We start from the raw sequence: 23,040 nt of genomic DNA, 5'->3' as shown, positions 1-23,040 counted from the left end.
GCCGGGTGACGGCACCCGCATCATGGACGGGTGAATTCCGTGACCACCGATGATCTCGGCGGGATGGGGCCGCTGGTCGCCCGGCTCGGCCGGGCCGGCCAGCGGCTCCGGCACGCCGACCGGGACCGTCCGTGGGTGCTGGACACCGCGGTGGTGGTGCTGGTCTTCCTGATGTTCTGCCTGCCGGACCTGCTGCACGGAGTCCACGGGGACGGCGACGGCCCGCGCCGCTTCCGCCTCGCGTTCACCCAGCTGCCCACGCCCGGCATGCTGGCCCTGCAGGCCGGGCTGGTGCTGCCGCTGCTGTGGCGGCGGCGGGCGCCCGCGGCGGCCTTCGGCGCCGTCACGGCCGTGTTCGTCGTCCAGTGGTCCCTCGGCGCCGTACTCCGTGCGGACGTCGCCCTCTTCGTCGCCCTGTACAGCCTGGCCCTGCACGGGAGGCTACGGCAGCTGTCGTGGGCCTGTGCGGTCGTGGCGGGGGCGCTGGGCCTGGTCGCGGCGCGGGTCTCGGCCGCGGTGCCGGTCTGGGACGCGCTCTTCTTCCTGCTCAGCACGGCGACCGCGGCCCTCGCGCTCGGCCTGATGATCCGCATCCGGCGGGCTCAGCTGGCCGGGCTGCGGGAACGCGCGGCCCGGCTGGAGATCGAACGCGACCAGCGCGGCAGGCTCGCCGTCGCGGCCGAACGGGCGCGGGTGGCCCGCGAGATGCACGACATCGTCGGCCACAACCTGTCCGTCATCATCACCCTCGCCGACGCGGGTGCCTACGCCACCGCCGCCGCCCCGGAGCGGGGCAAGGAGGCCCTGCACCTGATCGGCGACACCGGTCGCCAGGCCCTGGGTGAACTGCGCCGCGTGCTCGGCGTGCTGCGTGAGGCGGACGGGCCGCGGGGCGAGCCCGAACTGAGCCCGCAGCCAGGTCTCACGGACATCGACGCGCTGTGCGAGGGGGTGCGCGCCGCCGGCCTGGAGGTCGTCTACCGGACCGCCGGTGACGTCGACGCCCTCGACAGCGGGGTGCAGCTCACGGTCTACCGCATCGTGCAGGAGGCCCTGACGAACACCCTCAAACACGCCGGCGCGGGCGCCCGTGCGAACCTGGCGATCGTCGTGGAGGACGCACGGCTGACCATCACCGTCCAGGACTCCGGCCCCACCGCACCGGCCGAGCGTCCCGGTACGGCGGACGAGGAAGGACACGGCCTGGTGGGCATGCGCGAACGAGCAGCGCTCTACGGCGGACACGTCAGCGCGGGTCCCGCGGGCGCGGGATGGACGGTGCGCGCCGCCCTCGACCTCGCTCCCCAGGGCGGTGCCCGGTGACCACCGTGCTCGTCGTGGACGACCAGCCGCTCCAGCGGTACGGCTTTCGCATGCTTCTGGACTCCGTACCCGAGACGGAGGTGGTCGGGGAGGCGGCACACGGGGCCGAGGCGGTGCGCAGGGCCGCCGAACTCCGCCCGGACGTGGTCCTCATGGACGTACGCATGCCCGGCATGGACGGCATCGAGGCCACGCGCCGTATCGTCGCCGCCGGCGACCGTTCCCGCGTCCTCGTCCTGACCACCTTCGACCTCGACGAGTACGTCCACGCGGCCCTGCGTGCCGGAGCCAGCGGCTTCCTCCTCAAGGACGCCCGCCCCGAGGAACTCCTCGCCGGCATCCGCGCGGTGGCCGTCGGCGACGCGGTGATCGCGCCCGCGCTCACCCGGCGCCTGCTGCACGAGTTCGCCCGTCTCGTGCCACCCGGCGGCGGCTCCGCCGAGGACCCGCGCCTGGGTGCCCTCACCGACCGCGAACGCGAGATCCTCGTCGCGATCGGCAAGGGCTGGACCAACGGCGAGATCGCCACGCGTTTCGTCCTGTCGGAGTCCACGGTGAAGACGCACGTCGGCCGCGTGCTGTCCAAGATCGGCGCCCGTGACCGCATCCAGGCGGTGATCTTCGCCTACGACCACGGCCTGGCCCGGCCCCACCCGGACTGACCGGCGCCTTCGGCCACGGGCAGGCACCTGCGCGCCCGGCTCACCTCTGGGGGCTGCAGTCGTACAGGGTGAAACTGCCGCCGGTGCGGCGGCCGTAGGCCGAGGGCCGGATACGGGTGCAGTGGGACTTCACCCAGGTGGTGGCGGGGGTGGTGGGGCGTGCGGTGGTGAGCAGCGCGTAGCGCACCTGGTGGGCGGTGACGAGGCTGCCGAGCTGCTGGGCGGTGGGGAAGGGCGTGCTGCCGGTGAAGCCGCCCATGACGAGGATCGGCTCGGACTTCGCGCGCAGCAGGGGCTCGGCGGTGTAGGCGGCCTGGGTGGCGAGCAGGTACTTCTCGCCGTGACGGTGCGTGGTGAGGTAGCCGAGCAGGGCGGTGTCGCGGGCGCCGGGCTGGTCGAGCCCTACCCTCCGCGGGGCGTGGCGGGGGTGGTACGCCTTGCCGACCGGACCGGTCATCGGCGAGGTGGCGGCGCCCGCGTAGAGCGGGTCGAGGCCGGCGAAGGCCCAGCCGGCCGGTACGACCAGGGTGGCCGCGATGCCGGCGGCGAGTGCGCCGTGGACCAGCCGCGGGGAGGTGCGCGGCCCGCGGGTCCACAGGCCCACCGCGCTGCACAGTGCGAGCATCACGGCGACCGGCAGCAGCCAGGAGACGAATCGGGTCGGCCAGTCGAGCACCAGCGCCCACGCCGCCGTCAGCACGATCGCCGCCGGCAGGGCCGTGCGCCGCCGGGCGCCCGGCTCGGACTGCGAGTCGTACTCCGACCGGAACAGCGCGAGCCCGCCGCCGGCCAGCGCGGCGAGTGCCGGGGCGATGACGGCCGTGTAGTAGGCGTGGTTGCCGTTGGAGGCGCTGAACACCACGGCATGCACGGCCAGCCAGCCGCCCCAGAGCACGAATCCCGTGCGCAGCGGGTCGGTTCGCGGTTGTCCGGTGCGCCAGACGACGCCCAGGACCGCGGCGAGCACGGCGAGCGGCAGGAACCAGGCGATCTGCGGGCCGACCGTGTGGTTGATCAGCATGTCCCAGCCGGTGTTGCCGGTGGTGCGGCTCGCGGCGGTGCCCGCGACGGCGCCGAACGCGGTGGAGTCGCTGCTGAAGCGGCTCAGGCCGTTGTAGCCGAAGACCAGGGTGAACGGATCGTTGTCGGACGTGCCGTCGAGGTACGGGCGGCTCGCGGCCGGTGTCACCCAGGCGATCAGCACCCAGGAGCAGGAGACCGCCAGGGCGACCGCACCGGCCAGCAGGACGCGCAGTGCCCGGTTCAACCGGGTTCCGGGCGCGGCGAGTTGGTAGACCGCGGCGAAGACCGGCAGCACCAGCCACGCCTGCAGCATCTTCGCCTGGAAGGCGAGCCCCACCCAGATCCCGCAGGTGATCAGCGGCAGCAGCCGCTCGGTGCGCACCGCCTTCTGCAGCGCCCCGGCGGCCGCCACCAGCAGCAGGGTGAGCGCGGTGTCGGGGATGGTGGCCCGGTCGAGGGCCACGGTGACCGGGGTGAGAGTGAGCGTCAGCGCGGCGACCAGCGCGGCGAACGGCCCGGCCCAGGCCCGGACGATCCGGTGCAGCAGCCATACGGTGAGCACGCCCTCGACGACCTGCGGAAGCGCGGCCGCCCAGGTGTGCGGGCCGAAGAGCCAGACGGAGACGGCGTCGGGCCAGAAGGCGCCGGGCAGCTTGTCGATGCTGATGGAACCGCTCGCGTCGAGCCCGCCGAAGAAGAAGGCCCGCCAGCTGTCGGCCATCGACCGTATCGCCGCACCGTAGTAGGGGTGGAGCGCGGCGTGCCCGATGCCCCAGGAGTACAGCACCGTGGCGAGGACCAGCACCGCGGCGAGCGCCGGGCGCTCCCAGCGCGGGGCGTCTTCCGGCGGGCCGGAGCGGCGGTTCGCCGCCCGGCGGCCTCGGTGCGCGCCGGTGGGCTGGGCGGCGGGGATGGCGGTCATGGCAGTGGTCCTCGGATCAGCAGGTCAGGTGAGGCGGTGGTGCACAGGCGGTGGGATCACCGGGCGGGGGTCACGGGCGCGGGGTCACAGGCGGCGGGCCGCCCGGAAGCCGCGGGCGTAGAAGTCGGTGCCGTCCAGCAGCGAGCGGCCCGACAGGTCGCCCAGCGTGGGGCCGTTGGCGGCGGAGCGGCTGGAGTAGAAGCGGTGCCGGCCCTGGTCGTCGAGGCCCATGTACATGCCGCAGTGGTCGATGAAGTCGGGCCGGTCCTTGATGATGGCGAAGAAGACCAGGTCGCCGGGTTGCAGGGCGCCCAGGTCGGTGGGCTGCTCGCCGGTGTCGGGGATCACCAGGCGGCCGGGGCCGTAGGCGGCGATGGCGAAGGCGCGGCGCGGCAGGCCGGTGCCCCGGGTGTTGGTGTTGTGCAGGGGGATGCCCATGCGGTAGCCCCACACCAGACGCTGGAAGCCGGAGCAGTCGACGTCGCCGTAGCGGGCCTTGTCCGGCTGCACGCGCGTGCCGTCCGGGAAGGTCCAGTCAATGCCCAGATAGTCGTAGAAGTCCGACTGTTCGTCGTGGTAGGCGAAGTCCAGCGGGTTGTTGACCTTGGAGTTGCGCGGGCCGAAGTGGGCGGTGCCCGCGTAGCGCACGCCGGACGCGTTGTGCTTGTCGGGCGCCCCGGCGCTCGAGTACTCGAACGCCACCGCGAAGACGTCCGGGCTGCTGTCGCCGAGCGCCTTGCGGAACCAGCCCTTGAACCAGGCGGACTTCTCCATGCCCTGCCGCCACTCGTGCGGCAGCACCCGCACCCAGGCGTCGGTGGTCACCTTGGCCTCGGTGGTCCGCGGCTCGCTGAAGGTGCGGCTGGGCCCGGTGAGTACGGCCGTACGGGCTCCGTCGGTGAAGGTGGCGAGCGTGCCGCCGTCGGCGGCGCGGACCACGGTGCGGTCGGGGGCGGACAGCCGCTCGAAGGTGTGGGGTCCGGTGGGCCGGGCGCTCGGGCCGGTGCCCGTGCCGTCGGCGGCCGTACCGCCGAGGTCGTCGCCGCCGCCGCGGTCGTGCCCGAGGTGGTCCCAGGCGTACCCGCCCGCCACTCCGGCGGCCGCCACGCCCGCGATCGTCCCGAGCACGGCCCGGCGAGTCGGGCGGCTGCCTGTGCCGACGGGTTGGGAGTGCATGGCCGGTCCTCCTGGAAGTGCGAGGTGAGGGGCGGTGGTCAGGTCAGCCGGTGGGCAGGACGCCGATCAGCAGACCGGAGACCAGCACCACGTACGTGGCCAGCGTCACCGCCGTGGTCGAGATCAGTGTGGCCGCCATCGGCTGGCGGACCATCTGGTAGGAGACCAGGCCGGGGACGATGAAGCCAAGGGTCTGTGACGTGTACAGCAGCGGAAACTCGTGGCTGAGGGCGAGCATCACGGTGGTCTGCATCAGCACCGCGCACAGCACGACCGCGGCGAACAGCCGCTTGCCGTAGAGAATCACCGTGCGCTGCACCAGCTTCGTCGCGAAGTACGTGAGCGCCGCGACGCCGACCATCAGGGCGGCCATCTGCACGTCGGTGACGAGCGTGAGGGCGATCCAGCCGGGGGTGATCATCCCTCCGGGGGAGAGGTTGGTGGTCAGGTAGCAGACGAGCGAGAAGACCAGCCCGAGGGCGATCCCGAGCGCGGCGGTCTGTGCGGTGAGGTTGGCGGGGATCACGGGTTCCTCGTGGGCTGGTGCGGGTCGTAGGAGGGGTGCGGGACGTCCGCGGCGCGCTCGCCGTCGGGCCGGCCCTGGCGGGCGGCGAACCGGCGGGCGAGTTCGCGCTGTTCCGGGATGTGGAAGCCGTACGCCGGTGTCTCCAGCGGTGCCACCCAGCTGTACGGCTCCGGCTCGGGCGGCCGGGCCACCGCGATCCGCGGCCGGGGCACGGCGATCTGCATGGTCTCCTGGTCCAGGCCGTCGCCGTCGGGTACGGCGTCGAGCGGGTCCTCGGAGTCGTCCAGCGGCAGTTCGGCGAGGCATTCCAGGAACAGCTCGCCCTGGCCGTGGATGTTGCCGATCGCCACCAGCGAGGAGGCCGGGCCGAGTTCCGCGAGCATCGCCGCGGTCAGCTCCTCGGGGTCCCGGCGGTCGCCGCCGAGGTCCACCACCCGCCCGGTGAAGTCGGCCGGGATCGCGTCGCGGGCGCTCTTGGTCGGGTGGCCGATCAGGAACACCGTCTCGGCGGCGAGGTCGGGGACGATCGCGCCCATCTGGCCGTTGCGCTCCACCCGGTCCGGGCGGCAGTTGATGACGACGCTGAGCGGCCGTCTGATCGCGCCCAGGTCCTCCAGCTGCTTGACGTTCATCAGCGTCGACTCGGGGTCGTTGGCCGCGAAGACGTTGGCGAACCGCAGCCGCTTGCCCTCGGGGGTGACGTAACGCTCCACCGACAGCACGCCCGGGTCGGGCGGCGCGTCCCACATGCCCTGCATCGCGGTCTGCCGGTCCACGCCGAGCAGTTCGGCGACGGTGAGCGCGATCGCCACGTTCTCCTTGAAGGTGAACCAGCTGAAGCCGCGCAGCTCCTCGTCGGTGACCGTCTCCGGATCGGCGTAGACGAGCTTGCAGTTACGGGCGTCGGCCTCCTCCTGGAGGATGTGGAAGCGGTCCTTCTCCGCCGTCACGCACACCCCGCCCACCGGCATCGAGCGGGACAGGGAGCGGGCGACGTCGTCCAGCGTCGGCCCCATCTCCTCCAGGTGGTCCTCGCGGACGTTGCACAGCACGCCGATCGTGGACCGGATCAGCTTCTCCTGGTTGATCTCCTGCAGCGCGGGCATCACCGCCATGCACTCGATCACCAGCGCGTCCGGCCGGTAGGTGGCCGCCCGCCGCACGATGCCGATCTGCTCGACGATGTTGGACAGCCCGAACTTGCGGTACACCGGCTCCTCGGTGGCATCCGGGTGGATGAACCGGGCCGCGGTGCCGGTGGTCTTGGCCACCGTGACCAGGCCGCCGCCGCGCAGCGCGCCCGCGCACAGCCGGGTGATCGAACTCTTGCCGCGGATGCCGTTGACCAGCACCCGCGTCGGTATCTGCTCCAGCGAGGCGAAGTGCCGCTGCTGCTCCAGGATTCCGGCGATCCACAGCGCGGCACAGGACAGCAGGACTATGACATAGAGGAAGAGCATGCCGATTCCGTCCTTCTACCGCTGGAGGGTGTTCTCGCGCAGGGACCCGGAGGCCCTGGCGGCGTGCCCGGATCTGGCCGCCCGGTCGCGGTCCGCCAGGGCCTGGCGTATCAGCTCCAGGCCACGGGTGACGGAGCCGATCTCGTCGTGGTTGACCGGGTGCAGCACGGTGCGGCGGTCTCCGCCGGCGAGCCGCTCGACGAGCACGGCGACGGCGCGCAGCGGCCGGATCACCACGACATGCAGCCAGCCCAGGCAGGCCGCGCCCAGGCTGAGGCCCAGGATCCCGGCGAGCATGGTGCGCTGCTCGGCCTGCACCGCGGGGATCTGGAGCGCCGCCGCGGGCTCCGCGGTCACCACGTGCCAGCCGAGGCGGGCCGTCGGGCCGCTCTGCGCCAGCGGCGCGGCCGCGTCGACCGACGGGCCGGAGGACGTGCGGAGCACCGCCGAGGTCGCGGTGCCGGCCGTACCCGCGGCGCCCTGGGTGGCGCGGGCGAGACGGGTCATGCCGGAGTCGGGCAGCGACTGGAAGGCGCGGTAGCCCACGCTCGCCGCCAGCACCCTGGTGTCGTCGTCCGTCACCCAGACGCTGCCCAGCTTCGGCCTGGCCAGAACGGAGTTGAGCGCCTTGACGTCGATCTCGCCGAACAGGACCACCCCGGCCGCCGGGGCCTTGCCCCTGACGGCCCGGACCTGGGCGTAGGCGGCGATCGCCGGGATCCTGCCCGAGGTGTTGACGGTGGTGATCCCGCCGCCGTCGGGCACGTGGACGAGGGTGCGCAGCGGTGTGTCGCCCACCCTCAGCGTGATGCCGCCCGAGCGGTCCAGGAGATACAGCGAGCGGTACTGCTTGTGGTCGGCGAGGGTGTGCCGCAGAACCTCGGTCTGGGCGGCGCGGCTCCGGCCCGGCAGACCCGCCGCCACGTCGCTCAGGTCGGTGTACGACTGGTCGAGGGACTGCCGGATCCGGTTCGCCGCGATCTGGGTGCGCGCCTGCTGGTCGGCGAGGACCGGGACCGGAACCGCGGTCGCGGTGTCCGCCCGGTTGAGCATGAAGATCATCGGCACCGCCCAGCAGGCCAGCACCAACACGCCGACCACGGCCAGCGCCCGGTAGCCCGGTCCGCGCCGTGCCGGGAACTCCTGCGGGCCGCTCTCGCCGAGCAGTTGCCGGCGCAGCGACTCAAGGGCCCGCCCGATCCGTGCCAGTTCCCCGAAGCCGTGCACCGGAACCGGCCGGAACAGCTCCTCCAGCGCGCCCGGCCCGTCCTCGGTCGCGCCCCGGGCCAGGCGGCCGGCGGACAGGTACAGCCGCAGCAGGGGCTGCTGTACGAAGAAGTGCAGCACCAGCCCGAGCAGCAGCGCGAGCGCGGCCAGCGCCCCCGCGGCCTCGAGCGCGAAGCCCGAGTAGTCGGCGGCGGTGGTCGTGGCGGGCACCGCGCGGGAGGTGAACACCACCAGACCGAGGTCGTCGGTGTCGCCCGAACCGGTCGCCGAGGCGACCTGGGCCCAGCCGGCCACCGTGCGCCGGTTGCCCGTGGCGGCACCCAGCAGGCTTCCCGAGGCGTCGGTGTCACGACCCGCCCCCTTCGCCGCGCGGGCCGCCGACGCGGGCAGACCGCTGTCGGCGGCGGCCGGCGACGCCGCGCCGTGGGCCGTGGTGGCGAGCGCCGTGCCGCCGGCGTCCAGCACTTCGGCGGTGCGTCCGTCGCCGTACGTCGTGAGGGCGGGGAGGGCCTCGCAGACCACCAGCAGCCACTGCCGCTCGGGCCGGCTCGGGGCCTGGAACTGGTCCTGGTTGGCGTCCTCCTGCTGTGCTGGCAGCGTGACCCTGGCGAAGTACAGCAGTTGCCGCGTGCCGCCCGAGGTCACCAGCCGGGGCGGGATCGTCCCGTGCCCGGAGGCCGTCCTGGGGACGTCCACCCCGCCCAGCGGCACCGGTCTGCCGCCGGCCGCCAGCAGTTTGCCGGTGTGCGGGTCGAGCAGCGCGCTGCCGAGGACCGCCTTCCTGGCCGAGGTCAGCGCCTTGAGCGCGGTCGTGGGGGTCGAGGTGCTCGTCGCCGGGTACGCGCCCGCCGTACGGCGTACGGTGCCCGCCTCGACGTCGATCGTGGTGCGCACCGACTGCGCGGTGTCCGCGGCGATCTGCTGCTCGCCGTTCAGCACGGCCTGCGGCACCCGCTCGGCGTGTACGCCGTCGAGGCCGATCACGGTCAGGGCGGCGACCACCAGCAGGAGTACGACGAGCGCGGCTATCGGCGGGCGCACCCCGCCAAGCATCGGCATATCGGCGCGGCGTCGGATGCGGTGCCGGCGCGGCGCCCGGGGTGCGGAGGGCAGGGCAGCGGGTCCTTCCTCAATTGGCGCCGAGCGCCCGAATGTTCGATCAGACGAACACCCTAGCTGCGTACGATCACATAACCATCACACTTTCACCCCTGTGACGTAGGTGTGACATACGTGTGCGTTGGGGGCCCCGCACACAGGCTCGCGGGGCCCGCCTTGCGCATCCCCGGTCAGCGGACGAAGGAGATCTCCGGGTACTTCTGGTTGGGTCCGTCGAGCAGGCTGCTGTGCTGGTGGCGCAGCTCCTGGTCGAAGAAGGCCGCGAGGTAGTCGCACTGGACCTTGACCGCTCTGCCGGGATCGATCGTGCCGAACTGCTGCTGGAGCTGAGCCTGGGAGAGCCCGAGCAGGCCCGCCTCCTGCGGCACCATCCACTCGTTGTCGCTGAACGACAGGTGTGCGGCGCCGTGGAGCTGGACGTCGACCCGGTAACCCTTCAGATGCGACCACAGCGTGCGCCACGACCCGTCGTTGTTGCGGTTGTGGGTGCCGGAGCTGAACAGCATGAAGGGGCGGTCCAGGTCCTTGCTCGGCGCCGTCCCGAAGAACTGGCCGTCCAGGTCGGCACCGGCGGCGATGCGGTGGTCGAGCTGCATGGCGGTGTCGACCGCCCCGCCGCCCAGCGACCAGCCGAACATCCCGATCCGGGACATGTCCACGGCGCCCGACAGCCCGGTGGGGAGCGTCGGGTGGCCGGGGTCCGGGTTGCCGCCCTTGCTGATCGTGCCGAGCTGGTTGATGACGAACCGGATGTCGGCAGCGCGCACCTTGAGCGTGTCGGAGGAGTGGGCGCCCGCCGGCATCGTGTTGACCTCGACCCGGTTGCCGGGGAACTGCACCTCGTTGGCGTCGTGGGTGTGGTCGACCATGACGACGAGGTAGCCGCGGCTGGCGAGATCCTGGGCGTGGGCGGTGCCCATCGCGCGGTCCGAGTGCAGCCCGGTCGAGTACAGCAGGACGGGCAGCTTGCCGAGCTTGGTGTTCACCGGGGCGAGGACATGGCCCGCGGTCCTCGGCAGGGTCACCTGCTGCGGCGACAGCCCGCGCGTGGCGAGGAAGTGGGCGCCGGAGAGCGACGGCATCCACGGCGCCTGGTAGTGCCCGGACGTGGCGGTGGCCGGATAGAAGAGCGACACCATCAACTCGCGAGGAGTGTCGCCGAACACGTACGGATCCGTACGGGACTTGTCGACGAGGTGCAGGCCGACCATGCCCACGCTGTACGGCCCGGTCGGCGCGGGCATGTTGAGCTGGAGGGCGGACGCGCCCGTGCGGCCGGACGAGAGGGCCTCGGGGTGTACGGCCTTGTGGTGCAGCGGCGCGTCGTCGTTCTCGGGCGCCCAGGGCACGTTCTGGCCGGGCTGGTCGGTCTGTTCGGGCTGGTCGGGCGAGTACCCGGTGGCCGCGGGCTTGTCGGACGTCTTCCCGGCGGCCATCGCCGGCGTCATCCCCGCACCCAGGGCGACGGCCAGCGCACCCGCCGTACCGACCGCTCTGGCTATCCCTCTGCGACGGTGGCGCGGGCGGCGGTGTTTCATGGGACCCCCTTGTTGGTCTGCGATCGCAGAACGGGCGATCGACTGCCGCACACCGTACCGCCGCAGCGGCCGACGGACCCACGCTCCCCCGGATGCCACCGGAGCGGACACACTCGGCGTGGAGGTCCACCGCCGCGAAGCCTTCCTCATTTACACTCTCGTCGTCACATAGGGTGAGTATAGCGCAACATAGGGTGATGATGGATGTGAGAAGCGTTCTCGAAGCGCTGCGTAGTCCGCGGCGCCCCCTTGTGCTCGGCGCAGTGCTGACCGTCGCGCTCGTCGTGCAGTCAGCCGTGCTCATCGCCCAGCAGATGTGGATCGACGATCTGCAGACGCAGCCGGTCGGCCTCCAAGAGAGCGTCCAGACCGGTCCGTCCGGCCCCCCCGGCCCCCCGGGACCTCCCGGTCCCATCGGCCCGCCGGGCAAGGACGGGACGGACGGTCAGGACGGTCAGAACGGGACTGAGGGCCGTTCCGGGAAGGACGGGACGGACGGGAAGGACGCTGTCTGCCCGCCGGCGTCGAGCTAGACGCTCGGTCGGCTGCGGACGGCGCCCCCGGCGAACTGCAGTACCCGACTCGCACTTTGGGTGTCACACAGCACGAGGAGCGATGTGAACAGCGTGAACGAGGCATTGCGTGGCCCGCGGCGCCGCCTTGTGCTCGGCGCAGTGCTGACTGTCCTGCTCATCGCGCAGTCAGCCGCGATCGTCGGCCATCAACAGCGGCTCGACGAGCTCCAGGCACGGCGCATCGACCTCCAGGGGAACGGCATCAGGCACGACCCGCTCGGCTCGCCCGGCCCCTCAGGTCCCTCCGGTCCGCCCGGCCCCACCGGCCCGACAGGCAGACCGGGGCACCACGGGCGTCCCGGTCATCCCGGCAGGAGGGGGCGTCCCGGCCTGCGGGGGAGAAACGGCAGGCCCGGGCAAGTCATCATCGCCAGGCCGTCCTCGAGTGCGCGGGGTGAGCGGCATGACCGGGACGAGCGGGACGACGACGAGTAGAAGACGGCCGACGCCGTTTCACGGTCTTCGCGGCGGGCCGGCGCAGCGGCGGACCTCCACCCGGCCCGAATCGCGGAGCGGCATCCGTTCCGCCCAGCTCAGCGCCTCCTCCTCGGAGGGACGTCGGTGATCCACAGCCCGCCGGCCTCCAGCACCCCCTCGCCGGCGCTCCTCGTGTTAGGCGGCGGGCGGGTCGAGCTGCATGTGGCGGGCCCCCGTGATCCGCGGGCCTCGACCGCCTGCGGACCAGGATCCGACGGCCGTCACCCCGGGGCGTCCGCCGTGGCGTTCGGCGGGCTGGGCTCGAGCCGGACGGCGACGCGTTCGGCGGTGGCGGTGGCCCAGCGGCCGGTGGTGACGGCGCCCAGCGCCAGGATGGCCGCCCCGCACCCGGTGATGATCCACCAGGCCGCAGGCCGCGCACCGGAGGCGACCGCGGCGCCGATCACCGCGATGCCGAGCGAGGAGCCGACCTGACGGCTCGTCGCCGCGACCGCGGCGGCGACCCCGGCCTGGGCGCGCGGCATGCCGGACACCGCCGTGTAGGTGATCGGGGCGTTGACGAAGCCGAAGCCGAGACCGAACAGTGCGTACGTGACGTACAGCAGGAATTCCGAGGGGTGGGCGGAGCGGGTCACGGCGACGGCCAGTACACCGCTGGCGGCGATGCCGGCCCCCGCGAGCAGCAGCGGAATCCGCGGACCGCGGCTGCCGACGATCCGCCCGGACAGCGGCGGGCACACCAGGGACGGTACCGCCATCGGCAGCAGGTGCAGCCCGGCGCCCAGGGCGCTCAGCCCCACCACCCGTTGCAGATAGAGGGTGTTGGCGAACAGGAAGCCGCCGAGCGCGCCGAAGGCGAGGACCGCTGTCGCGGTGGCCCCGCTGAAAGGTGCGCTGCGGAAGAGCCGCGGATCGATCAGCGGTTCGGCGCGCCGGTTCTCGTACGGTACGAAGGCGGCCAGCGTGCCCGCCGCCACGATCAGGCAGGCCACGATCGGCGGCGCGGTCCAGCCCTCGCCGGGCGCCTCGATGACGGCGTACGTCAGCGTGCCGAGCAGGATGATCACCAGCAACTGGCCCACGGGGTCGGTGCGTCGGACCGTCGGCGCGCGGGACTCCGGGACGAACAGTGCGGCGAGCGCCAGCGCGGCCAGCCCGAGCGGCACGTTCAGCCAGAACATCGACCGCCATCCGGCCGACTCCACCAGTACCCCGCCGAGAACCGGCCCGGCCGCCATGCTCAGGCCGACCACCGCGCCCCAGACGCCGATGGCCCGTGCCCGCTCCCGTGGTGCGGTGAAGGTGTTGGCGAGGATGGCCATGGCGACGGGGGTGAGCATGCTGCCGCCCACCGCCTGCACCATGCGGAAGACGACCAGCCAGTCAGTCGTGGGCGCCAGGCTGCACAGGGCCGACCCACCGGTGAACAGCACGAGACCGAGCTGGAAGACGCGCCGCCGTCCGACGCGGTCGGCGGTGGCACCGGCCAGGGTCAGCAGCGAGGCCAGGACGATGGTGTACGCGTCGAGCGTCCACTGCAGACCTGGGACGGACGAGTGCAGGGACCGCTGCATCGAGGGGAGCGCGACGTTGAGGATGGTGACGTCGAGACTGACCAGCAGCACGCTCAGGCAGCAGACGGCCAGGACGGGGCCGCGCCGCCCCGGTACGGGATCGGGCACGTGGGCTCCCGGCTTCAGTCGGTGGGCCGGTGGGTGGCGTGTGCGTCGGCGAAGTCCCAGACCACGGGCAGGAGTTGCGCGGGGGTTTCGATCTGGGGCATGTGACCGGTGCGGGGGAGCAGTTCGAACGCGGCGCCGGGGACGGCGGCGGCGTACGCACGTCCGTACTCGACGTCGACGACCTGGTCGCTCTCGCCCCACGCGACGAGGAGCGGGAGCGCGACCTTGGCCAGGCGCTCGCGCAGGGTGGGGTCGGCCATGGCGTGCGGGTCCGAATAGACCTGCAGCGCCGCCCGGTTGGCGGCCGCGAGGGCGCGCTGCTCGTCGGAGAACGTGCTGGGGTCGACGCGGAACTTCTCGACGTCGTGGAAGGAGAGAGCGGACAGTTCGGCGGGCGTCAGGGTGAAGGGGTCGGCGACCGGGTGGCCGGGGACCTGGATGCCGGCGGCGTTGACGAGGACGGCGCTGCTGATCCGGTCACTGCCGAGCAGGGCGATTTCGGCGGCGATCCAGCCGCCTATGGAGTTGCCGACGACGGTGACGTCCTCCAGGCCGAGCTCGTCCAGCAGCCGTACGTAGACCTGGGCGAGGGCGGGCACGTCGGTCAGCCAGTCGGGCCGGGCGGTGCCGCCGAAGCCGGGGTGGACGGGGGTGATGACCCGGGCCGGCCGCTGCCCGGCGAGGAGGGCGGCGAACCCCGTGACGGTCTGCGGGCCGCCGCCGCCGTGCAGGAGCAGGAAGGGGTGGCCCTCGCCCCGCTCGTCGACGGTGAAGCTCAGGTCGACGTCGCCGGAGTCGAGGGTGAGGGTGATCGTGCGGGCGGTGCTGGTCATGTGAGTCTCCAAGTCGGTGTCCGGCGAAGGGGGGTTGCTGACGCGAGCCGTCACGCGTAGTCGGTCGCCGGTTCGGTGGCGTACCGGCTCATCACCTGGGCGGTCGCCTGCGGGGTCAGTTCCCGGCCGCCGGCGATCATGTCCCTCAGGTCGCGGAAGTACTGCACGTACAGGTCGGGGGTGAAGGTGTTGAGCATCACCGCCGGCTCGTCGCCGAGGTTGGCGAAGGTGTGCGGGGCGCCGGGCGGGATCATCGCGAGGGTGCCGGCCGGCGCGACATGGGTCGTCTCCCCGACGGTGAAATGCACGGTGCCGGAGACCACGTAGAAGCCCTCGTCGTGCTGGGCGTGGCGGTGCTGCGGGGGTCCTTCGCCGTGCGGGGCGAGGGTGATCTCGCCGATGCCGAGACGGTGCCCGGTGGTGCTGCCGTCCTCGAGGATGCGGATCTGTGCCGGCCCCAGACGGATCGTCTCGCCGTCGTCCGGGCCGACCACGGAAACCTCGGTCATCGTCATCTCCTTCGTGAGAGTCAGCTCTCACGAAGGAGATTAGAGGGCGGTGTCTCGTTATGCAAGTGGACTCTCACTACGAGAGCAGTCAGTGATAAGGTCGCGGTGGATGGACGGACACGAAAGGGGACGTACCGGTGGCGACGACGCAGACGGACACCGGCCGCAGCAATCAGAAGAGGCGCACGCGTACGGCGATCGTCGAAGCCGCCCGCGAGCTCATCGGCACGGGCGGCGACGTGACCATGCCCGCGATCGCGCGCGCGGCCCTCGTTTCCGAGGCCACCGCCTACCGGTACTTCCCCGACCTCCCCTCGCTGATCAGCGAGGCCCTGGCCGGCGCCTGGCCACCCCCCGCCGAAGCGCTCGCACCGGTCGCGGACTCCGCCGACCCCGTCGAACGGGTCGCCTTCGCCTGCGAGTTCCTGTTGCGCGGCGTACTCCTCCGGCAGGGAGCGGTGCGCGCCATGATCGCGGCCACCATCACCCGCCCCGAGGCGGCGACCGCCAGGCCGGGTATCCGATTCGGTTTGATCGATCTCGCGCTCCAGCCCCTGGAGGAGACGCTGGGGGTGTCGGATCCGGAAGCCCTCGCCCAGCTCAAGCGGGACCTCGCCGTGGTCGTCAGCGCCGAGGCCCTCTTCTCCCTCACCGACCTGTGCGGCCTCGCCCCCGACGACGCCATCGCCAGCGCGGTACACACGGCGACCACGCTGACCGAAGCCGCACGGCGGACGACCCCGCGAAGGTGAGCACGGAGAGCTCCGAAGCGTTCCCGGCAACGACCGAGCCCCAGGCCACTGACCTGGGGCTCGGGCGGTTTGGGCGCCGACCCGGGCGAACGGCCGGGGAACGGCCCGCCGGGCCGGCTGTCGTTACGAGGTCCGCGGAGTCGTGCGGTGGCGTCCGCCCGGCAGGGCCGTCCTGGCCGTCAGCCCGCGTGACTGCCAGGCGTTGTCGCGGAGCTTGAACAGTGCCCAGTAGCGGGTGGGGCACAGCAGCACGATGTTCATGAACACGGCCGCGGGTGTCCCGACGAGCCACGAGCGCCAGCGCTGGCGTGTGGTCAGGTCAGGCCGCATGAGCACGTACAGACCCGCCTGGCCGTACCGGACGACGACGTACGTCGCCAGGTACACCAGGGCCACGCCGGGATCGTGGTAGCGCCCGCCGAGGGTCAGCACCGTCATGACGACGGTCCAGGCCAGCATGATCGGGGTGATGACCAGCTGGAGCAGACCGAACGTCGGCGATATGAGCTGCTTGAAGGACAGCCGCGCGTACACGAACGGCAGCATCCACCACCAGGACCGCGCCCAGCGCAGACGCTGGCGGTACGTCTTGCCGAGGGTGGTCGGCATGTCGGTGACCACGCCGGCCTCGTTGACGGCCACGACCTCACCGCGCATGAGGGCCCTGAGCGCGAGCCACCGGTCGTCACCCGTGCCGCACTCGACCTCGTAGGCGTCCAGGTGGTCGTAGAGCAACCCGGCCCGGTAGAGGGCCAGTGCTCCCGACGTCGTCTCCAGGGCTCCGAGCATGGAGCGCGAGGAACGCATCATCACGCAGGACGTGCCGATGTCGATGTCCGCGGCCCGGGAGACCCAGGTCTCCTCGAAGTTGCGGATGTAGATCATTCCGGTGGTGGCCTGGATCTTCGGGTTGCTCATGGCGCGCAGCTGCTGCTCCAGGGCGTCGGGGAAAGGCTCGCCGTCCGAGTCGATGGTGAGGACGAAGTCGAAGTGCTTCCCCTCCGCCTGGAGATGGCGGAGCACGGTGACCTGGGCCCCGCGTTTGCCCTTGTTCTCCTGCCGGTGCCAGAAGACCCGGGGGTGGTCGAAGGGCTGCACGGGATGGTGCCGGGAGCCGTCGTCGATCACGTGGATCTCGTCGACCGGGTGTGTCTGCGCCAGGAGTGAGCGCACCGTACGGTGCAGGTTCTCCGTGGGTTCTTCGAAGGCCGGGATGATCGCTACCGTACGGCCGGGAGCGACCGGAAGGTGAGCGAAGGACCGGCCCTTGAGGAACGAGAGCAGGCAGAGCAGGATCACGACCATGCCCAGCCACCAGTAGAACGTCAGGATCGGGCTCTTCGACCGAAGGTGGACCACCACGGTGGCAGCGGCGAGAGCCGCCGCCACCACAGCGGTCACCACGGTGAACCTGGCCCGTGATGAGGTGCTCAAGCGGCCACCCGCCTGCCGCGGGTCGCCAGGCGGAAGACCGCCGCCCCGCCGATGACCAGGAGCATCGCTCCCAGCACGATCCATCCCAGCCCCGTGCCGCCGGTGGCGGCCAGTGCTGCTCCTCCTGCTGCGGTGCCGATCGCGGCACCCGCACCGTTGTGTCCGTACATGCTTCTGTCCTTGTCGGGGTGTCGAACGCGCCGTGGGCATCGGGCGGGCAGGAGACGTCCACTGCGAGTGGAAGGGGATCCGTGCCGGGTGTCGTCCGTGCTTCGGGTGTCCCGACGGCGCCTGCCGGCCGTCGCTTGCCCAGGCGGCTGTTCTACGGGTGAGTCAGAGCCGCTCGACGTGCGGCGCGGGTGCCATGGCCCCACGGGTGTCGAGCACGTAGGCGGCCTCGTCGGCGAGCTGGGCGAGGTCGAACTCGGCGTGCGGCGTGAGCAGCACGACGGCGTCGAAGTCGGCGACGCTCTCGCCGCTCGCTGCCCCGGCGAAGGGAATGTGCCGGCAACTGCCGTCGGGCAGATGGGGATCGACGACGACGACTTCGGCTCCCATGGCACGCAGCCGGTCGATGACCTGCACGGCCGGCGACTGCCGGGCGTCCGACGTCCCCGGCTTGTAGGCCGCGCCGAGCGCCAGAATGCGTGCTCCGTGCACGCTGCGGCGGAAGCGGCTGCTGAGGGCGTCCTGCAGACGCCGGACGACGTAGTCGGGCTGGCTCTCGTTGATGTCCTGGGCCAGTTCGATGAGCCGGAAGGTCTGCCCGTGCCGTGCCTTGACGTGGTGGCTGAGGTACACGGGGTCGATGGGCAGGCAGTGCCCGCCGACACCCGGACCGGGCAGGAACTTGGTGAAGCCGAACGGCTTGGTCGCTGCCAGCTCCAGGGTGTGCCACACGTCGACTCCCAGCGTGTGGGCCATGCGTGAGAGCTCGTTGACCAGGGCGATGTTGACGTGCCGGTAGGTGTTCTCGAACACCTTGGCCAGCTCCGCCTCTTCGAGCCCGGAGGCGGGCACGGTGACGTCGGTGACCGAGTCGTAGAAGGTCTTCACACGGTGCAGGCAGGCGTCGGTGAGACCCGCGACGATCTTGGGTGTGTTCTCCAGGCGCCAGTCGGCGTTGCCGGGATCGATGCGCTCGGGACTGAACCCGACATGGAAGTCCCGTCCTGCGATGAGGCCGGAGCCCTCCTCCAGCAGGGGTATGAGCACGTCGCGGGTGGTGCCGGGGTGCGTGGTGGACTCCAGCACCACGGTGGCGCCCGGCTCCAGCCACATCGCCAGTGTCCGCCCGGCCTCACGCACGCAGGTGAGGTCCGGGGCTCTGTCGGTCAGGGGCGTCGGCACGGTGATGACCGCGACGTCGAAGCCCTTGAGGCCCTTCGGATCCGAGCCGGGCCGGTAGGCGCCCGAACTCAGCACCGCCTTGAGTCGGTCCGACGGGATGTCCTCGACGTACGACATGCCGGAAACCAGCTTGTCGCAACGCTCCCGATCGGGTTCGTAGCCGGTCACGACGTGTCCGGCCTCGGCGGCACTGAGGGCTAAGGGCAGGCCGACATAGCCCTGCCCGAGCACACAGATGTGCATGGTGGTTCCTCCCCTTGAGCCGGTCCGCGAACGAGCGCAGACCGGAAAACGGCGCCCCTGAAGTGCGGCTGCCTGTTCCTGAGGCAGGCAACCGCGGCGTCGGGTACTGCATGAACCGCGGTGTGTCAGCGACTCGGCCGGAGCCCCCCGTCGGGCCACTGCGGTCGCTGCTCTCGATGCACCGCCATCTCAATCGCGGGTCTGGGGACCTCGTGTCCGGTACCGCGAGATGATCTTCACAATTCCCCCCTATATGTGGACCTTAAGGGTTCAGTAGGCCGCTCCGGCGTGGAACCCTCTTTGCCGAGCCGATACCTGTGAATCGCCTCTGAGGTCTGTGCGGGCACCCGGCAGGTCGCCAAGTCGCCCCACATGCACGGTGATCCACCGTGAGGCCTTCGACGGATGCCCGGTCTGGAGTTGCCCGGCACCGGCAAGGGCCCGCGATCCACCGGTGCGGGCCCAGTCCCGGCCCGTCGGTTGATCTTCACGATTTCTTCCCGTTCGTGCTTGGTCAGGGTTTCAAGTTGTGTCCCTCAAACGGAAGCGGTGTTCCCATATCACTACCCGTGAGCTGAAGCACGGGCAGTGGCCGCGCGCCGTTGCGTGCGCCCATGTACCACCGCCCGAGGTCGTGCTGCCGGCTGTCGAGCAGTCATCTTCGAAAGTCGCCACGAAGCCGGGGCCGGCTGCGCGACGCTGTGCCAGGAGGCGCGGTCACATCCCGGAGGACGGGGAATCGGGGCGAGCGGTGAGCACGCGACCGGATCGGCTGAGCAGCGCCGGGGGCACAAATGCGTACAGGGGGCACGTCGTGAGCGCACCGTCTTTCGACCGAAGGTCGGTCCTGCGCCTTGCCGGAGCGTCCGGCCTGGTCGTGGCAGGGGGCGCAGTGCTGGGGGGCGCCACCGCGCTCAACGGCGCCGCGACGCCGGCCCACGCCCCTTCCGGGCGCCGCCCGCGGTACCGCCGTGCCGTGTGGTCGCAGCAGCTCCAGCGGGGTCACGGGTGGACGGCCGCCGGAGCCGGCACCGTGTCCAGCGACCTCGGCGACAGCGCGGATCTCGCCCGCGGAAACCAGTCGGTGCGAGTGACCACCGACGGCAGCGGCAGGCAGTCGTACGTCCGCAGGACCGGCATGACCGGGCTGGACCTCACCGGCAGGATGATCCGCCTGACCTTCCGTGTCGAAGACACCACCCGGCTGGCCAGGCTCGCCTTCTACGTGGGCACCGACTCGTTCGCCAACCACTTCGTCTGGCAGTTCCACACGCACTCCGCGACGGCGGCCAACTACGTGCAGTCGGGGGAGTGGGTGACGGTCCACCTGCAGTGGGCCGACGTCACCTCGGCAGCCGGGACCTGCTCGATCGGCCCGACGGGGGTGCCTTCCCCCAAGGCCGGCTTCACCGACATGTCGTTCGCCGTGTACGACAACGCCGGGGGGCCGGTGACGTACTGGTTGCGGGCAGTGGAACTGGTCCCCGACACCACGTCCGTCTTCCCCAAGGGAGTCGTCTCCGTCACCTTCGACGACTCGCACGGCTCGGTGCACGATCTGGCGCGGCCGGTGATGGACCCCTACGGGTTCCCGGGCACGAGTTACAACATCGCGGACGCCATCGGTGCCGGCGGCTCCCTGACGATCGGCAGGATGCGGTCGCTGCAGGACCACTCGGGATGGGAGATGGCCGGGCACGCGTACGCGACGAGTGCTCATGCGGCGGGCTACGGCGCGCTGACCGCCCAGCAGGTCGACGACGACTTCCGCAGGATGCGCGAGTGGCTGGTGTCGAACGGCTTCACCAGCGAGCACTTCGCCTACCCGCACGGCGCCTTCGGGAAGACCAAGGACGGGGTACCGGTGGATCTCTTGGCCGCCAGGCACTTCACCACGGCCCGGTCGATCATCTCGGAGACGACCGAGTCCTTCGCACCGGCCATGCCGTACCGCTTGAAGGCGCTGACGGGCATCACCGACGGCAACGGCATCGGCGGCACGGTTCTGTCCCGGCTGACGAGCCCGGGCGGCAGACTCGACCGCTGCGCCACCAACGGCGACTGGCTCATCCTGTGTCTGCACCGGGTCGTCGCCGGGCGGCCGCGCAGCAGCACCGAGATCAGCCAGAGCGGCCTGGCGGCACTGATGAAGGCGATCTCGGACCGGCACATCCCCGTCGCGACCGTCGGTGAGGTGATCGAGTACCACACGTGACGCGCCCCGAGGCGGGCCGCCTCTGTCCCGGCGCCCGGATATCGGGGCACAGCGTGACCACCGCTTGATCGTTGTCACGTTGGATTCCCAAGTATTTCCCGTTCGTCTTCGCTCCGTTCGGCCTTCGCACGACCGTGCGCACAGACACCCCACAGCCGGTGACTCTCAGGTGCGCCAGGCGCTTTCTGTATGTGCCGACGGAGGAAATTGGCATGGCCCCGTCGCTCAGCTAACAGAGACATGCCAGACCGGACGGCGGGTCCAGACCCGTCGGCCGGCGGTTGATCGGCGCCAACAACGGTGAACTCGGCCGATGCGCCGCCACGTTCGAGAGCCTGGCCGCGTGTCAGGCCGCGGTGAACCAGCCGTGGCGAGGACCGGCCGTACGTCCGCTACGCGCTCGCGGACCTATCAGCGGCACCGGGAGTGCCGGCACAACCTGGGCCTGTGCCACCGCGAGCCCGACGGGCACCGCGTCGCCGACCGGCACCGCCACGCCCACGGACACGGCGAGTCCCACCGACTCGGCCGTTCAACCCAACTCGTCCACCACGGGCGGCGGTTCGGGAGGCAGGGCCTCCCGCGGTTCCGAGGACGTCGGCACCAAGGTCAGCGGCGGGGCTCCACCGGAGGCGGCGGGACCCTGGCCCACACCGGCGGCAACGCGGCCCTGCTCTCCGCCGCCGCCGCGGCCCTCGTCCTGGTGGGCGCCGTCCTCGTCCGGTCGGTCCGCCGGCGCGGACTGCTGGGCCTGGAGCGCCGCGGCGGCGGGGCGGCGGTGGTCACAGCCCGCAGGAGCCGCGGTCGAGGTGGAAGTAGCGGGCGTTGGCCCAGCGGCACAACCGGATCCCGACGGTGACGCCGACGATGGTGACCAGGGCGGGCAGGTATCCGCTGGCGACCTGGACGATCGGGATGGCCGGGCATCCCCCGGAGATCGCCCAGCCGGTACCGAACAGCACTGCGCCGGGGATCACGCCGGCGTGGATGCGCCCCGGGGTGCGGCGGACGCGTAGCAGAGCGAATGCGCACACGATGATCACGACGGCACCGGCGAAGGAGAGGAGCATGCGCAGGTCCTGGAAGGTGAACATGCGGTTCAGCTCCGTGTAGTCGCCGAAGCCGATGTTGGAGACGGTAAAGCCGAGGGTGAGGCCGGTGATGATGTTGGCCAGCAGTATCGCGCCCCGAGTGCGCATCAGATCACCTTCCACAGCAGGAACGACACCGCGACGGCGGTGCCGAAGAACACGGCGGTCGCGACGAGGCTGACCGGGCGTAGACGGCCGCAGCCGTTGAGTCCGTGGCCGGAGCTGCACCCACCGGCCAGCCGCGTACCGAAGCCGACCAACACGCCTCCGGCGAACAGCAGGACGGTCATGGTGGCCGGATTTGCGGTCACCACGTTCCGGAATCCCGGGCCCATGTCGAAGCGGAGGTGGAACCGCCCGGAGGCGACCGCGGCGATCAGTCCGCCGAAGAAGATCGAGACCAACAGGGCAGCCTGGGTGACCAGCGGGGCGGGGCCCGGGCTCGTGACCGGGGTGTCCTCACTCACCGTCGCTTCGGCGTCCGTTTCGAGCGGTTGTGACGTCCCGTACGGAACCGGCGGCACGGTGGGCGCGGCGGGGCCCGGGCCGAAGTGCTCCGCCGTAGCCGCGGCGAGAGCGTCGGCGAGAGCGCGCTCGTCGGTGAACTCCTCGTCCATCCGCTCCAGGCGGCGCTCCCTGCGCCAGTGCAACACGCGGTCCCACGCGGACGACACCCCGAAAGACCGGTCCGTGGTGAGGGCGTAGTTGATGGTGATCAGAGCGAGCCCGGCAGCGCCGGCCCACCAGGGCCAGTAGCCGCTCATGCGGGGCCTCCCATCCATTCGGTGAATCGAGCCCACCAGCCGCGCTTCGAGCCGGGCCCTTGCCCCGCGTGTCGAGATGGGCGGTCCGGAGGCCGGGGAAACGGCGGGGATGGTGACGGCCGGTAATGCGAGACCGGAATCGTCGGAGATGCCGCCCCGAACTGAGCCGTCTCCGGTG

18 protein-coding genes are annotated in these 23,040 nt (G+C 71.6%); 4 read left to right on the top strand and 14 right to left on the bottom strand.

The features are described 5' to 3' along the window. Positions 1 to 39 precede the first annotated feature (39 nt). Positions 40 to 1,323 (top strand): sensor histidine kinase, encoded by a 1,284-nt coding sequence (locus LMU33_RS18155; protein WP_228621434.1) that lies wholly within the window; start codon positions 40 to 42, stop codon positions 1,321 to 1,323. Continuing rightward, positions 1,320 to 1,985, top strand: a complete 666-nt coding sequence (locus LMU33_RS18150) for a response regulator (RefSeq protein ID WP_228621433.1) — start codon at positions 1,320 to 1,322, stop codon at positions 1,983 to 1,985. The genes LMU33_RS18155 and LMU33_RS18150 overlap by 4 nt, the downstream gene beginning before the upstream one ends. Positions 1,986 to 2,025: 40 nt before the next feature. On the opposite strand, the gene LMU33_RS18145 is transcribed toward LMU33_RS18150, so the two are convergent. From LMU33_RS18145 to LMU33_RS18105, 9 genes are all read right to left on the bottom strand, one after another. Next, positions 2,026 to 3,930, bottom strand: a complete 1,905-nt coding sequence (locus tag LMU33_RS18145; protein WP_228621432.1) for an ArnT family glycosyltransferase — start codon at positions 3,928 to 3,930, stop codon at positions 2,026 to 2,028. 84 nt (positions 3,931 to 4,014) lie between these two features. Then, positions 4,015 to 5,106: an NlpC/P60 family protein gene (locus tag LMU33_RS18140; RefSeq protein WP_228621431.1), complete on the bottom strand. Its 1,092-nt coding sequence runs from the start codon at positions 5,104 to 5,106 to the stop codon at positions 4,015 to 4,017. Between the two features lie 43 nt (positions 5,107 to 5,149). Further along, positions 5,150 to 5,632: a poly-gamma-glutamate biosynthesis protein PgsC/CapC gene (locus LMU33_RS18135; protein ID WP_228621430.1), complete on the bottom strand. Its 483-nt coding sequence runs from the start codon at positions 5,630 to 5,632 to the stop codon at positions 5,150 to 5,152. Continuing rightward, complete coding sequence (gene pgsB, locus LMU33_RS18130) at positions 5,629 to 7,092, bottom strand: poly-gamma-glutamate synthase PgsB (protein WP_228621429.1); 1,464 nt, start codon at positions 7,090 to 7,092, stop codon at positions 5,629 to 5,631. Before pgsB ends, LMU33_RS18135 begins: the two co-directional genes overlap by 4 nt. A gap of 15 nt (positions 7,093 to 7,107) precedes the next feature. After that, the gene (locus LMU33_RS18125) at positions 7,108 to 9,360 is read right to left on the bottom strand and encodes a HAMP domain-containing protein (RefSeq protein WP_228621428.1); all 2,253 of its coding nucleotides are present in this window, start codon (positions 9,358 to 9,360) and stop codon (positions 7,108 to 7,110) included. Between the two features lie 248 nt (positions 9,361 to 9,608). Further along, positions 9,609 to 10,976 (bottom strand): alpha/beta hydrolase family protein, encoded by a 1,368-nt coding sequence (locus LMU33_RS18120; RefSeq protein ID WP_228621427.1) that lies wholly within the window; start codon positions 10,974 to 10,976, stop codon positions 9,609 to 9,611. A gap of 1,273 nt (positions 10,977 to 12,249) precedes the next feature. After that, the gene (locus LMU33_RS18115) at positions 12,250 to 13,671 is read right to left on the bottom strand and encodes a DHA2 family efflux MFS transporter permease subunit (protein ID WP_228621426.1); all 1,422 of its coding nucleotides are present in this window, start codon (positions 13,669 to 13,671) and stop codon (positions 12,250 to 12,252) included. 14 nt (positions 13,672 to 13,685) lie between these two features. Continuing rightward, positions 13,686 to 14,504: an alpha/beta fold hydrolase gene (locus tag LMU33_RS18110; RefSeq protein WP_228621425.1), complete on the bottom strand. Its 819-nt coding sequence runs from the start codon at positions 14,502 to 14,504 to the stop codon at positions 13,686 to 13,688. Between the two features lie 50 nt (positions 14,505 to 14,554). After that, on the bottom strand, positions 14,555 to 15,013 hold the full coding sequence (locus tag LMU33_RS18105; protein ID WP_228621424.1) for a cupin domain-containing protein: 459 nt from the start codon (positions 15,011 to 15,013) through the stop codon (positions 14,555 to 14,557). 137 nt (positions 15,014 to 15,150) lie between these two features. Between LMU33_RS18105 and LMU33_RS18100 the strand changes: the two genes are divergently transcribed. Then, entirely contained in the window at positions 15,151 to 15,765 is a 615-nt protein-coding gene (locus LMU33_RS18100; protein ID WP_228621423.1) for a TetR/AcrR family transcriptional regulator, read from the top strand. Between the two features lie 123 nt (positions 15,766 to 15,888). Here the strand turns inward: LMU33_RS18100 and LMU33_RS18095 are convergent, their stop codons facing one another. From LMU33_RS18095 to LMU33_RS18085, 3 genes are all read right to left on the bottom strand, one after another. Then, a complete protein-coding gene (locus LMU33_RS18095; RefSeq protein WP_228621422.1) occupies positions 15,889 to 17,199 on the bottom strand; it encodes a glycosyltransferase family 2 protein in 1,311 nt (436 codons plus the stop codon). Then, positions 17,196 to 17,369 (bottom strand): hypothetical protein, encoded by a 174-nt coding sequence (locus LMU33_RS18090; RefSeq protein ID WP_228621421.1) that lies wholly within the window; start codon positions 17,367 to 17,369, stop codon positions 17,196 to 17,198. Before LMU33_RS18090 ends, LMU33_RS18095 begins: the two co-directional genes overlap by 4 nt. A gap of 163 nt (positions 17,370 to 17,532) precedes the next feature. Next, the gene (locus LMU33_RS18085) at positions 17,533 to 18,792 is read right to left on the bottom strand and encodes a nucleotide sugar dehydrogenase (protein ID WP_228621420.1); all 1,260 of its coding nucleotides are present in this window, start codon (positions 18,790 to 18,792) and stop codon (positions 17,533 to 17,535) included. Between the two features lie 814 nt (positions 18,793 to 19,606). Here LMU33_RS18085 and LMU33_RS18080 point away from each other — a divergent pair. Further along, positions 19,607 to 21,007 (top strand): polysaccharide deacetylase family protein, encoded by a 1,401-nt coding sequence (locus LMU33_RS18080; RefSeq protein WP_228621419.1) that lies wholly within the window; start codon positions 19,607 to 19,609, stop codon positions 21,005 to 21,007. Positions 21,008 to 21,789: 782 nt separating this feature from the next. On the opposite strand, the gene LMU33_RS18075 is transcribed toward LMU33_RS18080, so the two are convergent. Both LMU33_RS18075 and LMU33_RS18070 read right to left on the bottom strand, forming a co-directional pair. Beyond that, positions 21,790 to 22,206, bottom strand: a complete 417-nt coding sequence (locus LMU33_RS18075; protein ID WP_228621418.1) for a YeeE/YedE thiosulfate transporter family protein — start codon at positions 22,204 to 22,206, stop codon at positions 21,790 to 21,792. Further along, positions 22,206 to 22,862, bottom strand: coding sequence for a YeeE/YedE family protein (locus LMU33_RS18070; protein WP_228621417.1), 657 nt, complete (start codon positions 22,860 to 22,862; stop codon positions 22,206 to 22,208). The genes LMU33_RS18075 and LMU33_RS18070 overlap by 1 nt, the downstream gene beginning before the upstream one ends. Positions 22,863 to 23,040 lie beyond the last annotated feature (178 nt).

The organism is Streptomyces barringtoniae (genome assembly GCF_020819595.1).
Lineage (GTDB): Bacteria > Actinomycetota > Actinomycetes > Streptomycetales > Streptomycetaceae > Streptomyces > Streptomyces barringtoniae.
This window is presented reverse-complemented; position numbering and strand designations above follow the sequence as displayed.

Coding starts and splice junctions, on each gene's coding strand:
- LMU33_RS18070 (WP_228621417.1), bottom strand. CDS start 22,862: ATGAGCGGCTACTGGCCCTGGTGGGCCGGCGCTGCCGGGCTCGCTCTG.
- LMU33_RS18085 (WP_228621420.1), bottom strand. CDS start 18,792: ATGCACATCTGTGTGCTCGGGCAGGGCTATGTCGGCCTGCCCTTAGCC.
- LMU33_RS18140 (WP_228621431.1), bottom strand. CDS start 5,106: ATGCACTCCCAACCCGTCGGCACAGGCAGCCGCCCGACTCGCCGGGCC.
- LMU33_RS18090 (WP_228621421.1), bottom strand. CDS start 17,369: ATGTACGGACACAACGGTGCGGGTGCCGCGATCGGCACCGCAGCAGGA.
- LMU33_RS18075 (WP_228621418.1), bottom strand. CDS start 22,206: ATGCGCACTCGGGGCGCGATACTGCTGGCCAACATCATCACCGGCCTC.
- pgsB (WP_228621429.1), bottom strand. CDS start 7,092: ATGCTCTTCCTCTATGTCATAGTCCTGCTGTCCTGTGCCGCGCTGTGG.
- LMU33_RS18120 (WP_228621427.1), bottom strand. CDS start 10,976: ATGAAACACCGCCGCCCGCGCCACCGTCGCAGAGGGATAGCCAGAGCG.
- LMU33_RS18110 (WP_228621425.1), bottom strand. CDS start 14,504: ATGACCAGCACCGCCCGCACGATCACCCTCACCCTCGACTCCGGCGAC.
- LMU33_RS18145 (WP_228621432.1), bottom strand. CDS start 3,930: ATGACCGCCATCCCCGCCGCCCAGCCCACCGGCGCGCACCGAGGCCGC.
- LMU33_RS18105 (WP_228621424.1), bottom strand. CDS start 15,013: ATGACCGAGGTTTCCGTGGTCGGCCCGGACGACGGCGAGACGATCCGT.